The organism is Actinomyces stomatis (genome assembly GCF_031292835.1).
Classification (GTDB): domain Bacteria; phylum Actinomycetota; class Actinomycetes; order Actinomycetales; family Actinomycetaceae; genus Actinomyces; species Actinomyces stomatis.
Genome location: NZ_JASPEP010000008.1, coordinates 59,414 through 71,704, shown reverse-complemented (window position 1 = coordinate 71,704; position 12,291 = coordinate 59,414). Strand labels below are relative to the sequence as shown.

The following is a 12,291-nucleotide window of genomic DNA, read 5'->3' as shown; positions in this document are numbered from 1 at the left end:
GAGCCGGTGGGGGCGGGCGTTGAGTGGTTCTGGCTGCTCCCGGCGGATGCGACCAGGACGCTGGTCGCATCCGCCGTCGAGCTGGTCAGTCGGTTGTGGGCGGCGGCCCCGACGGGGAGGTCCCGGCCGGGGCCGGGTGCCGGATCAGCCCGGACGCTTGGCGCCCGGCTTGGCGTAGCGGATCCAGCAGATGGCGGCGCACAGGACGCAGAAGACGGCGCAGCCGTAGAAGAAGACGTGCGTCGGCATGAGGGTCAGGGCGATACCGACCAGGAAGGGGCCGAGCGAGGCGACGGCGGCGGTGAAGCCGATGGCGCCGCCGGCCTGGCGCTTGGGCATGATCATCGGCATCTGCTTGAAGGTCGAAGCGTTGCCGACGCCGGCGAAGAAGAACATGGCCAGCAGCGCCACCATGAAGATGGTGAAGTCGGCCGGGTCGTCCGCGGCGGCCACCAGGTATCCGCACCAGGCCATCGTGACGGCCATACCGATGGCGGAGACGAAGGTCCAGATGGCTCCGCCGAAGCGGTCGCACAGGGGCCCCCAGGCGAAGCGCAGGAAGGAGCCGATGAGGGTGCCGATGAAGGCGTAGGAGGCTCCCTGGGGCAGGTCCGCCTTGGCGAAGTGGTCGGCCAGGTCGGAGGTGGCGCCGTAGTTGTTGTTGATGATGTTGGCGGTCTGGGCGGCGAACCCGGAGAAGACGCCGAAGGTCATGATGTACAGGACCGTCATGAGCCAGGTGTCGAGGTTGCCGAAGATGTCCATCTGCTCCTTGATGTTGGCCTTGAGCGGGACGTCCTTGATGTAGCGGAAGGTCAGGAAGGCCGCGATGAGGGACCAGGGCAGGAAGAAGACGGTGGCGTTGATGACCATGGGGGCGCCCTCGTGGTGGGGGGCGACCCAGGTCAGTCCGAACAGGCTGATGCTCATGAGGAAGGGGGCGGCGAGCTGAATGATGCTCATACCCATGTTGCCCAGGCCTCCCTGCAGGCCCAGGGCGGTGCCGGCCAGGCGCTTGGGGAAGTAGAAGCCGGTCGACGGCATGTAGCCGGAGAAGGTGGCGGCCCCGATACCGCAGGCGAAGGACAGAGCGAGCAGGACACCGAAGGAGGTGTTGTGGTTCTGCACCGCGAAGAACCAGCCGAGCATCGGCAGGATGTACAGCAGGGAGGACCAGCCGATCATCTTGCGGGCGCCGATGGTGGCGGGCAGGAACATGTAGATCAGGCGCAGCGCGGCACAGGACAGGCCCGGCATCGAGGTGATCCAGTAGATCTGGTTCTTGGTCAGGTGGAAGCCGATGTCGTTGAGCCTGGGGGCGACCGCACTGGGTAGGAACCAGACGGTGAAGCCGAGCATGAGGGAGAAGGTGGTGATTGCCAGAGTGGTCCAGGCGATCTTCGCGGACCAGTTCTCCGGCTCCTCGGGGTTCCACCCTGTGAGGACGCGACCGGAGGTGTCAAGCGTGGGCATAGGGCTCCTGCTGTGTGTAAGGCCCGGTCTGCTCGGCGACGGCGCCGTGGACCTGAGGCTGTTGTGACGATGTGGGAGGGAGCGTGCGGGCACGCGCCGCCCTCATGATGCACGTCTGTGGTCAGATCTTCAGGCTGGAGGGGATTGTTTGAGCAATACAAGGGGAAAACGGAGGGGTGGCCGCGCTCGGCTTAAGCAAATTAAGTTAAACTCAGGTTATCTAATTAATGTGGGGGGTGGAGTGAGAGCGCCGAGAACCCCTCGGTGGCCGGCTCCGACCGGAGAGTCTCGGCGGAGGCTCTCGCGGACTACGGTGGGCCCATGAGTGAGACCCCCATCGTCCAGAAGGGCCTGGCGGCCCTGCCCGAACCCGTCAAGGGCGCCGTCATCACCGTCTCCGACCGCTGCGTCAGCGGTGAGCGCGAGGATCTCTCCGGCCCACTGGCCCAGCGCCTCCTGGCCGAGCACGACGTCATCGTCGACACGGTGGACCTCGTGCCCGACGGCGTCGAGCCGGTGCGCGAGGCGATCAGGCGGGCGGTATCCGCCGGCGCGCGGGTGGTCCTGACCACGGGCGGTACCGGGGTCACCCCCCGAGACCTCACCCCGGAGGCCACGGCGCCACTGCTGGAGACCCGCATCGAGGGCATTGAGGCGCAGATCCGCGCCCACGGGTTGACCAAGACGCCGCTGGCGGGACTGTCCCGCGGCCTGGTTGGAGTGACCTCTCGCGGCGCCGACGGCGCCCTGATCGTCAATGCCCCCGGCTCGCGCGGCGGGGTCAAGGACACCGTCGCCGTCGTCGGCCCCCTGGTGCCCCACGTCCTGGAGCAGCTCGGCGGCGGAGACCACTGAGCGCCACCGGGCGCTACGGAGCGAATCGGCCTGAGTGGGCCCGTTACTCAGAGTCGCCCGCGTCCCAGGCGCGGACCTCGGCCCAGGTGTCCAGGTCCCGCACGACGTCCCGAGTCGTGGGTATCGCCGTGACACGGAGCGCCCCGAGGGCCCGGCGCACGGCGGTGTCCCGCAGAGGCACGCCGCCCGGGGCGACGGCCGCGGCCAGTGCCCGGCGGTGGTAGAGGCCCAGCAGGTACTGGGTGTGGTCGCCGTCGCGGGCGCAGACGCCGTCCAGCTCCCCTCCCGCTCCCAGTAGCGCCCGGTGCAGGGCCGGCAGCGCCCGCCAGGAGAAGGGCGCGTCGCAGGTGAGGATCCCGGTCAGTTCCGCAACCGGATCGCTCCTGCCCAGCAGCGCCAGCCCGGCCGCGATCCCGGCGACAGGCCCTCCCAGGGGAGGGTCCTCCAGCGCCCGCAGGACGCCGCCCGGCAGCGCGACCTCCGCCGGGGCGACGACGCACACGCGCCCGAGCGCCAGGCCCTGTTCCCGCAGCCGCTCCGCACCGGCCAGCACGTGGTCGAGCAGACGCGCCCCCCGGGCGACGACGTCGGGCTTGGAGACTCCGTCCAACCGCCTGCCGGTCCCCCCGGCCAGCACGATGACGTCGGCGACATCAGCGATATCGGCCGAGTCCGCGGAGCTCACAGCGGCGCCGGCCGCCTGCTCAGGCGCCGTCACCGCGCACCCAGTCCCCTGAGCGTCCCCCGGACTTGGCGACCACCTTGGCCTCGCGCAGCTCGACGCCGCGGTCCACTCCCTTGACCATGTCGACGATCGCCAGTCCCGCCACGGTGGCGGCGGTGAGGGCCTCCATCTCCACGCCTGTGCGGTCGGCCGTGCGCACCGTGGTCTCGATGCGCACGCCGCCGTCGACGATCTCCAGGTCCACGTGCGCCCCGTGCACGCCGATGACATGCGCCAGGGGGAGGAGCTCGGGGACCTTTTTTGTCGCCGCGATCCCGGCCACGCGGGCCACGGCGAGCACATCGCCCTTGGGGACAGAGCCGCTGCGCAGGGCGTCGACGATCGCCTCCGAGCAGGTCACGAAGGCGCTGGCACGGGCCTCGCGCACGGTCGGGGTCTTGGCGGTGACGTCCACCATGTAGGCGGCGCCCGCCTCGTCCAGGTGGGTGAGGGTGATCTCGGGGCGGGTAGTCATATGAGGCTCCTTCAATGGGGTGTGGGATCACATGTCGTGGACGCGGTCCGGGCTCTCGCGGGCGGCTCCCAAGCGGCTGCCCGCGAGCTCTACGAGGCGGACAACGGGATGAGGGGCAGCTCGTCGCCGACCTCGACCGCCTCGACCTCGGCGTCCACCACCGCCAGCGCCTGCGCGGCGTGCAGTGAGGCCACCAGGTGCGAGCCGGAACCCAGCCGGTGGGTGGGAGTGGCCCAGAGGTGACCCGAATCGTCGCCGACGTCGGAGCCGGTGGGGGCGTCAGTGAAACGCACCGGCACGTGCTGGCGCCGCCCCGGCGGGGTCCGCCAGCCCACCGCCGCACGTGCCGTCGGGCGAGGCCGGCCCGGAAGCGGCTCGGTACCGCCGTCCGCCGTGTCCTGCCCGGCCAGACGGGCCAAAGCCGGGGCCACGATCGTGGTGAAGGACACCAGGACACTCACCGGGTTGCCCGGCAGGCAGATGATCGGCACCCGCCGACCGTCGTCGGCGAGCACCCAGCCGTGCCCCTGGGGCTTGCCCGGCTGCATGGCCACCTTGACGAAGTCCAGACGCACCGGGGCCTCCTCGCCCCGCTGAGCCTGCGCCAGCATCGTCAGAGGATCGAAGGCCCCCGCGGACACGCCCCCGGAGGTGACGATGAGATCGGCGCCGGCCGCGGCCTGCTGCAGCACCTCGGCCAGGGCCTCGGCCGTGTCTCCGCTGCGGGCCACGCTCGTGCACACGGCCCCGTGCTCGGCGACCAGCCCGGCCAGCAGCAGGGAGTTGGAGTCGGGGATCGTTCCGGGCTCCAGCGCCTGGCCGGCGTCACGCAGCTCGGCCCCGGTGGAGACCACGGCCACGCGCACCTGCGCCCTCACCAGCACGGAGCCGAGCCCCACGGAGGCCAGGGCGGAGAGGGCCGCGGCGGACAGCCTCGTCCCCGCCGCCATGACCGGGTCGCCTGAGGCCACGTTCTCCCCGGCTCGGCGCACGTTGAGACCGGGACTCGCCGCGGCGCGGATCTCGACGCGCTCCGGAATCGGGTGCGGGCCGGGATCCTGGTCGGTGTCCTCCACCTTGACGATGGCGTCCGCACCCTCGGGCAGCATCGCCCCGGTCATGATCCGCTGGGCGGTTCCCGCCGCGAGGGGATGCGGTGCGGCACCGGCCGGAACATCCCCACTGACCGGCAGAACCACGGGCGTCTGTGGGCAGGCGCCGGTCGTGTCCTCAGCGCGCACCGCGTAACCGTCCATCGCCGAGTTCGTCCACGGCGGCACCGGGACGGCGGCGGTCACGTCCTCGGCCAGTACCCGGCCGTGGGCCCGCCCCAGCGCCAGGCGGCCGGCCTCCAGGGGTGAGAGGGCCTCAAGCACCTGGGCGACATAGTCCTCCAGGGGAATCATCTGCGCCATAGCGGTCCTTTCTCGACGAGCTGACCTGGGAGTCGCGACCTCAGGGTGGACGGTCGCGGGCGGGGCAGTGCCCGAACGTCCTGGGCCTATCATGCCCGTTCAGCCGGAGGCTCCCACATGGGTATGCTCGCGGCCGACCACCCGATGACGCCCAACCCGGTGCCCAGGACGAGGAGAACCCGTGACGCCCAGCCCCGACCAGCCCAGCCGGCCACTCCCGGCTTCCACGGCCCGCGTGGTACGAGCCGAGGTCACCGAGGCCCCCATCAGCGTCACCGAGCTCGCCGACGCCGTCCAGGACGCCGCCGCCGGCGCCGTCGTCACCTTCGAGGGCGTGGTCCGTAACCACGACGCCGAGCGCGCCGTCACCGGCATCGGCTACTCCTGCCACCCCATGGCCGGCCAGATCGTCGAGCAGATCGCCCAGGACGTGGCCCAGCGGGGTCGGGTGCGCGCCCTCGGCGTCGTCCACCGTGTCGGCGACCTGAGCGTCGGGGAGGCGGCGCTCGCGGTCGCAGTCAGCTCCGACCACCGCGCTGAGGCCTTCGCCGTGTGCAGCGAGATCGTCGAGGAGGTCAAGGAGCGCCTGCCGGTGTGGAAGCGCCAGACCTTCACCGACGGCTCGACCCAGTGGAGCAACATCGCCTGATCGCCCCTCCTTCTTCGCCGAGCCGGCATTCCTCGCGTACCCGGGAAGAAGAACGGTCGAGCGACGTGAAACCTGCCCGGATCGATGCGGGCGCGGTGCGGCATCGTGGTCGCAGACTCACCCTCCGGCGAAGGGAGGGAGTACGTCGACGGCGTCGCCGTCGGTCAAGGGCGTGAGCGAGTCCGCCGGGGTGGAGACCGAGTTGACCAAGAAGCTGCAGATCGGGACGACTCGCGCCATCTCCAGCCCCCTCCCGGCCAGCTGCTCGCGCAGACCCGCCAGCGTTGTGCCCCGGGGCAGCTCCAGACGCTCCTCAGGGCGCCCGGCGGCCTCAGCGGCCGCGGCGAAGTAGCGCAGGGTCACGGAGATCTGTTCCGGACCCGCTTGCGCGCCCGTCTTGGGGGACAGCTCGGGGGAGGGACTCATCGTGGTGGTTCCTTACGATTCGGGTCAGCCACCGATGGCCGACATGGTGCGCTGCGGGCGGGCGAAGCCGTCGCTCTCGGTCTGGGGGCTGTCCGAGCCGTGCGCGCGGGGCTTGCCCCAGGTGGCCCTGGCCCAGATGCGGATGAGCTCGTCGTCGTCGGCCCCGGCGCGCATGGGGCCGCGCAGGTCGGTCTCGGTGCTGGAGAACAGGCAGGTCATGAGGCGCCCGTCGGCCGTGATGCGGGTCCGGTCGCAGTCCGAGCAGAAGGGGGCGGTGACTGAGGCGATGACGCCCACCGTCCCGGCCGGGTAGTCCTGGCCCGACGCGCTTCCGGCGGCGACGCGCCACAGCGCAGCCGGACGACGGTCCGGACGGCCCACCTCGGTGAGGGTGAATCCGGCCTCCCGCAGCACCTCCAGGATCTGATCGACGCCGACGACGTCCTGGCTGCTCCAGGTCTCGCGCGGTCCCAGCGGCATGTGCTCGATGAACCGCAGCTGCCAGCCACGGCGCAGGCACTCGGCCAGGAGCCGTGGCGCGCGGTGCTCCACGGTGGTGGGCACGGCCACGGCATTGACCTTGATGGGAGCCAGGCCGGCCTCCTGGGCGCCGGCGATCCCCGTCAGGACGTCGGCGAGCCGGTCTCGGCGAGTGATGGCGGCGTAGTCCTGCGGGTCCAGGGAGTCGATGGAGACGTTGACGCGGTCCAGGCCCGCTGCACGCAGTCCGGCGGCCCGCCTCTCCAGCCCCAGGCCGTTCGTGGTCAGGGCGATGTCCGGCTTGACCCCTGTCGACGTCCGCAGCGCGGACAGTGAGCCGATGATCTCCTCCAGGTCCCGACGCAGTAGCGGCTCACCACCGGTCAGCCGGATGCGCTCCACCCCCAGGCGCTCGACGGCGATGCGCCCCAGACGGGTGAGCTCGGCAGTGGTCAGGAGATCCGGGGTGGGCAACCACTGGAGCCCCTGCGCGGGCATGCAGTAGGTGCAGCGCAGGTTGCAGCGGTCCGTGATGGACAGGCGCAGGTCGCGCACGGTGCGCCCGTAGCGGTCGATCAGCTGCTGGGGGACGTCGTCGTCAGCCAGGGCCGGCGGTACCGGGGCCGTCTCCTCGGGGAGGACCGAGCCCGACGGACCGGGACGTCCAGGTGGCTCGGGTAGCACCGACCGGGTCGTCGGCATGGGCAGGTCCGTGGAGGTCCCACGGATCCTGCCCGTACCGACGACCGCGGCATCGAGCGGTGCTGGCGTCATGCGTCGAGCATATCGGGAGCGCGCCGGTGGCACGGAGTGAGGCCCGATGAGGCCCTGAGCCCATGGCCCAGGGCTCAGAGCCGCGCGTACCTCCCGCCGACCGGCCGTGATGAGGCGCCGATCAGGCGGTGCGCAGGATCTCGACGCGGGCGAAGCCCTCGGACTGCTCCAGCAGCGTGTGCTGGAAGGTGAAGGGCAGCTGATCGATCTGGGCCAGCAGCGGGGTGGGCACGTGCGGGGCCACCAGGTCGAAGCCCTCACCGGGGTTCAGGGAGGAGGCGGCACCGATGACCGCGGCGTGGCGCAGACGGTGCGGGATGGCGCGCGCGTCCAGGGTGAGGCGCTCATCGCTGTGCTCGTGGCAGCCGCAGCTGGACTTCTTCTCAGTGACGGGCAGCAGCTCGGGGCTCTCGCTCATAGGGGTCTCCTTCGGAGTGTTTCGTACTGGTGGGCGTGACCTTACTACCACCGCAGGGCCAGCAGGAACGGCCGTCCATCTCCACCGGCACGGCCGTCCGCCTCTAGCGGCGCGACCTGCGCTCCTCAAACCTACCGAAACTTCATCAACGACGCGGAACCGTGTCGTCTGTGACGTTTTTGTTGATATGAGTGCGGGTGTTTCCAGCGCGGTTGGATACGGTTGGGCCGTGGAGACGGACAAGCTGGCAGCGACCGCGCATGCGCAGGTCAAGGCGCACGCCGCCGACGACGCGGCTGACAACGCAGCCGGCCGGCTCGGTCGGGCGCTGACCAGTCGGGTGGCGCCGCGCCTGGTGGCCCTGGCCCTGGGCGCCGCCTGCATCCTCATGGGACTCAACGCCGCTCTCCTGCGCCTCAACCTGCCGGCGCCCATCGACGGGGCCGAGTTGGCGGCGCTTCACGGCCCCCTCATGCTCGTCGGCTTCCTGGGGACCGTCATCGCCCTGGAGCGGGCGGTCGCCGCCCGCGCCCCCTGGGCCTTCCTCGCCCCACTGGGAAGTGCCGCGGGCTGCCTGACCCTCATGGCCGGCGCGCCCGACGTCGTCGGCCGGGGACTCATGACCGGTGCCGCCGGCATCCTGTGCGCCATCTACCTGCGGGTTCACCGGCGAGCCCCCAGCGCCGCCGTCGACGTCGAGGCCATGGGCGCGTCCGCCCTCCTGCTGGGAGACGTCCTGTGGCTGGGTGGCCGCGGCATCGAGGACGTCGTCCCGCTGTGGCTGCTGTTCCCCACGCTCACCATCATCGGCGAGCGCCTGGAGCTGGCCCGCATCGCCTTCCTCGATGAGATGGTGGAGACCGTCGTCGAGGCACTGTCCGGCGCGGCGGTCCTGGGCGCCTGCCTGATGCTGATCGCTCAGGGCTCCTACCTCGTGGTCGGCCCGGCCCTGCTGGGGCTTGCCGTCGTCATGGCCTACTACGACGTCGCCCGGCGCACCGTCCGTGCTGGCGGCGGGGTGCGCTTCATGGCGGCCTCCATGCTCGCCGGCTATGTGTGGCTCGCCGTCGCCGGGGCGGTCTGGTCACTGTGGGGCCTGAAGGGGCTGAACGGAGCCGCCTACGAGATCGTCATCCACTGCATCACGGTGGGCTTCGCCTTCTCCATGATCCTGGCCCACGCCCCGGTCATCATCCCCGCGATCGTCCACCGCTCCCTGCCCTACCACCGGCTCATGTGGCTGCCCTACGTTCTGCTGCACGCCGGCCTGGTGGTGCGCGTCGCGGGCCTGCTGGCGGAGGCCTCCGTGATCTGGAAGGTCGGCGGCGCCGTGGGGGTGGCGGCGATCCTCGTCTTCATGGTCCTCACCCTGGGACGCGTCCTGACCTCCGGCAGCATCCGCCAGGCCACTGGGCGCCGGCGCCCACAGCCTGAGCGGGGAAAGGCCGTGACGCCATGACTCTGTCCGTCGGCTCCCCGGCGGCCCGGTCCGGCAGCCCGGGCCGCCCCGCCAAGAAGCCCTCCCGGCGCACCACCCAGGTGCGTCGCAACGCCCTCGTCATGGCCTGGTTGCTCACCGCTGCGGTCCTGGCGGCCCTGACCATCGTGGGCCCCCTGTCCTCCTGGGGCACCTGGCTGCCCCTGCACGCCCTGCTCCTGGGCGGGATCGGCAGCGCCATCACCATCTGGTCGGCCCACTTCGCCGACACCCTCCTGCACCGCCCGGCCCTGGGCGGCGCCGCCCTCCTGGACGCGCGCCTCTACGCCCACAGCCTCGGCACCGCCGTCGTACTCACCGGCATCACCATGGGCCAGCAGGTGGTGGCGCTCATCGGGGCGGTCATCGTCATGGCCCAGGCCATTGCCGGTGTCGTGGCCATCACCGTGCAGTACCGGCGCGCCATCGCCCCACGCCTGGCGGCCCTGGCCGTCCACTACGCCGTCGCCCTGGTCCTGCTGGCCACCGGTGCGCTCCTGGGCTTCCTCATCTCCTGGTCCAACGCCCGCGGACGCTCCGGCCTGGCCGACGGCTTCTACCTGGCCCACACGACCACCATGCTGCTGGGCTTCGTGGGCACCACGGTCCTGGGCACGCTCACCGTCCTGTGGCCCACGATGCTGCGCACCCCCATGGAGCCGGTCGCGCCGCGCTGGACCACCCGCGGTCTGCCCTACCTCGTGGGCGGCACCGCGCTCGTGGCCGCCTGCGGGCTGTGGCCGCCCCTGGCGGGCCTGGGCACCCTGGTCTACCTCGGTGGTGCCTGCGGAGTCCTCGTGCCCGCGTACCGAACCGCGCGCCGGGTCCCGCCGACCTCCTTCGCCACGGCCTCCGCCACGGCCTCGGTGGCCTGGTTCGTCGGCTGTGTCGCCGTCCTGGGGGCCCGCATGGCACTGGCCGATGACGCCGCCGCCGCCCGCCAGGTCATTCACGCCCTGCGTCTGCCCCTGGCGGCCGGCTTCGCCCTCCAGATCCTCGTGGCGGCCCTGAGCTACCTCACCCCGGTGATGCTCGGCGGCGGCCCTGCGGCCACGCGGGCCACCAACGCAATCATGGACCGCTGCGCCGCCTACCGGGTCACTGCCTCCAACGCCTGCCTCCTGCTGGCGCTCAGCCCGGGTGTGCCCTGGCAGGTGCGCGTCGTCGCCGGAGCCCTGGCCGCGCTGGTGACCTCCTACCTGCTGGTGGGCATGATCCTCAGCCTGCGCGAGCTCTCCCGCCGCAAGCGCACGCCACGCACCCCGGCCGACGCCGCCCCCACCTCCGACCCCGCGGACCGCCGGTCCGCCCAGCCCCGAAGGGGAACCCGATGACGAAGACGCCCGACGCGCAGGCACCATCCCCCGATGAGGCCGCCGCTCCTGAGGACGCTGCTGCAGGCGCCCCTCAGGACACCGCTGCCAACGGAACCGCGAACAGTGACGCCAACAGTGCTTCTCCGGCTCCAGGCGATGCCGCTGCCGGGCACGCCGGGACGAGCGCCGACAAGCCCGAGGCCGCCCACCGCCGAGCGGTGACGGCCGGTACGGCCCCCGCCATCGACCGCAGCCGACGCCCCCTGCCCGGTGGGGCCGGTTCGACGGCGGGAGGCGGGGCCACCGCGTCGTCGTCGAGCGGCCTGCTCCAGTCCGCCGACCGCCGTGGCATCCTCATGGGACTGCTCACCGCGGGAGCGGCCGTCGTCGTAGGAAGCGTCATCGGCAACCGGGGCCAGGGCGGAGGCACCCAGGACGTCGCGCCCACCGGCAACACCGTCAACGCCACCATCAAGGTGGAGGGGCTGCGGTTCGTACCGGACACGGTCGACGTCACCCCCGGCGACCGGCTCGTCATCACCCTGGACAACACCGCCGACCAGGTCCATGACCTCGTCCTGGCCACCGGACAGACCACCGGCCGCGTCGCCGCCAGAGCCAAGGGCACCCTTGACGCCGGCGTCGTTGCCGGGCCGATCGAGGGCTGGTGCTCCATCGCCGGCCACCGCGCCCAGGGCATGGTCTTCCACGTCACCGCAGGCGGGACGGCCGCCGGCGGCCACCAGCACGGCGGCGGCCAGGGCAAGCAGGTCAGCCCCGGCAATGACGCGGTCCCCGACTACTCCGCCCATCTGCCCGCCGACTTCAAGGCCTTCGACGCCGCTTTGCCGCCCGCCCCGAGCAGCCCCGACGGCGGCCCCATGACCCACCGGCACACCTTCACCGTCAAGGAGCAGGTCATGCAGGTCGGGGCCGGTGTCACCCAACGGCGCCTGACCTTCAACGGGCAGGTCCCCGGCCCCGTCCTGCGCGGCAAGGTGGGGGACACCTTCGAGATCACCCTGATCAACGACGGCACGATGAGCCACTCCCTCGACTTCCACGCCGGGATCACCCCGCCCGACAAAGCGATGCGCTCGATCAACCCCGGGGAGTCCCTCGTCTACACCTTCAAGGCCCAGCACTCGGGGATCTGGCTCTACCACTGCTCCACCTCGCCGATGAGTCTGCACCTGGCCGCCGGCATGCACGGGGCCGTCATCATCGATCCGCCGGGACTGCCGGCCGTGGACCGCGAGTACGTCATCGTCGCCTCCGAGGTCTACCTCGGTCCCGAGGGCGGCGAGCCCAGCACTGACAAGATCGCAGCCAAGACCCCCGACCTCATGACCTTCAACGGGGTGGCCTTCCAGTACCACCAGCAGCCGCTCAAGGCCAAAGTGGGTGAGCGCGTGCGCTTCTGGGTCATGGCCGCCGGGCCCTCCCTGCCGACGTCGTTCCACGCCGTTGGCCTGCAGTTCGACCAGGTCTTCTTCGAGGGGGCCTGGACCCTCGGCGGCCCGAGCCGGATCGGCAACGCCTGGTCCGGTGGCTCCCAGGCCCTCGGCCTGCAGCCGGCGCAGGGCGGATTCGTGGAGTGCGTCGCCTCCGAACCGGGCCACTACGTGTTCGTGACGCACTCCTTCGCCGACATGGAGAAGGGCGCTCACGGCGTCCTGGAGGTCAGTGCCTGAGCCGCGGACACCTCAGTCCACGGCTTGGAGCGCCGCTGAACGCCGCTTCGGCCCCGGGCGACTGTGCCCGGGGCCGAAGCCTTGCGATCTCAGAAGTGGTGGATGGATGGACGGA

Annotated in this window: 12 protein-coding genes; 5 read left to right on the top strand and 7 right to left on the bottom strand. The window is 71.5% G+C overall.

Annotation, left to right across the window (positions count from 1 at the left end; all coding sequences use genetic code 11):
- Positions 1-144: 144 nt before the first annotated feature.
- Entirely contained in the window at positions 145-1,473 is a 1,329-nt protein-coding gene (locus tag RIV12_RS06665; RefSeq protein ID WP_309322902.1) for an MFS transporter, read from the bottom strand.
- Between the two features lie 321 nt (positions 1,474-1,794).
- Here RIV12_RS06665 and RIV12_RS06660 point away from each other — a divergent pair, with 321 nt between their 5' ends.
- The gene (locus RIV12_RS06660) at positions 1,795-2,328 is read left to right on the top strand and encodes a MogA/MoaB family molybdenum cofactor biosynthesis protein (RefSeq protein WP_075416915.1); all 534 of its coding nucleotides are present in this window, start codon (positions 1,795-1,797) and stop codon (positions 2,326-2,328) included.
- A 43-nt stretch (positions 2,329-2,371) separates the two neighbouring features.
- Here the strand turns inward: RIV12_RS06660 and mobA are convergent, their stop codons facing one another.
- From mobA to RIV12_RS06645, 3 genes are all read right to left on the bottom strand, one after another.
- Complete coding sequence (gene mobA, locus RIV12_RS06655) at positions 2,372-3,046, bottom strand: molybdenum cofactor guanylyltransferase (RefSeq protein WP_309322901.1); 675 nt, start codon at positions 3,044-3,046, stop codon at positions 2,372-2,374.
- Complete coding sequence (moaC, locus tag RIV12_RS06650) at positions 3,033-3,527, bottom strand: cyclic pyranopterin monophosphate synthase MoaC (RefSeq protein ID WP_309322900.1); 495 nt, start codon at positions 3,525-3,527, stop codon at positions 3,033-3,035. Before moaC ends, mobA begins: the two co-directional genes overlap by 14 nt.
- Before the next feature lie 89 nt (positions 3,528-3,616).
- Positions 3,617-4,942: a molybdopterin molybdotransferase MoeA gene (locus tag RIV12_RS06645; RefSeq protein ID WP_309322899.1), complete on the bottom strand. Its 1,326-nt coding sequence runs from the start codon at positions 4,940-4,942 to the stop codon at positions 3,617-3,619.
- 181 nt (positions 4,943-5,123) lie between these two features.
- On the opposite strand from RIV12_RS06645, the gene RIV12_RS06640 reads away from it, so the two are divergent.
- On the top strand, positions 5,124-5,591 hold the full coding sequence (locus tag RIV12_RS06640) for a molybdenum cofactor biosynthesis protein MoaE (protein ID WP_309322898.1): 468 nt from the start codon (positions 5,124-5,126) through the stop codon (positions 5,589-5,591).
- A 117-nt stretch (positions 5,592-5,708) separates the two neighbouring features.
- On the opposite strand, the gene RIV12_RS06635 is transcribed toward RIV12_RS06640, so the two are convergent.
- The 3 genes from RIV12_RS06635 to RIV12_RS06625 form a co-directional block, all read right to left on the bottom strand.
- The gene (locus RIV12_RS06635) at positions 5,709-6,017 is read right to left on the bottom strand and encodes a MoaD/ThiS family protein (protein WP_309322897.1); all 309 of its coding nucleotides are present in this window, start codon (positions 6,015-6,017) and stop codon (positions 5,709-5,711) included.
- Positions 6,018-6,041: 24 nt separating this feature from the next.
- Positions 6,042-7,271: a GTP 3',8-cyclase MoaA gene (moaA, locus tag RIV12_RS06630; RefSeq protein ID WP_309322896.1), complete on the bottom strand. Its 1,230-nt coding sequence runs from the start codon at positions 7,269-7,271 to the stop codon at positions 6,042-6,044.
- A 121-nt stretch (positions 7,272-7,392) separates the two neighbouring features.
- The gene (locus tag RIV12_RS06625; protein ID WP_003785642.1) at positions 7,393-7,689 is read right to left on the bottom strand and encodes a DUF2249 domain-containing protein; all 297 of its coding nucleotides are present in this window, start codon (positions 7,687-7,689) and stop codon (positions 7,393-7,395) included.
- 229 nt (positions 7,690-7,918) lie between these two features.
- Here RIV12_RS06625 and RIV12_RS06620 point away from each other — a divergent pair, with 229 nt between their 5' ends.
- The 3 genes from RIV12_RS06620 to RIV12_RS06610 are packed head-to-tail and all read left to right on the top strand — an operon-like array spanning position 7,919 to position 12,176.
- Positions 7,919-9,148 (top strand): hypothetical protein, encoded by a 1,230-nt coding sequence (locus tag RIV12_RS06620; RefSeq protein ID WP_075416920.1) that lies wholly within the window; start codon positions 7,919-7,921, stop codon positions 9,146-9,148.
- Positions 9,145-10,500 carry a hypothetical protein gene (locus RIV12_RS06615; protein WP_309322895.1) on the top strand — a complete coding sequence of 452 codons (1,356 nt, stop codon included), beginning with the start codon at positions 9,145-9,147 and terminating at the stop codon, positions 10,498-10,500. Before RIV12_RS06620 ends, RIV12_RS06615 begins: the two co-directional genes overlap by 4 nt.
- Entirely contained in the window at positions 10,497-12,176 is a 1,680-nt protein-coding gene (locus tag RIV12_RS06610) for a multicopper oxidase domain-containing protein (protein WP_309322894.1), read from the top strand. Before RIV12_RS06615 ends, RIV12_RS06610 begins: the two co-directional genes overlap by 4 nt.
- Positions 12,177-12,291: the final 115 nt, after the last annotated feature.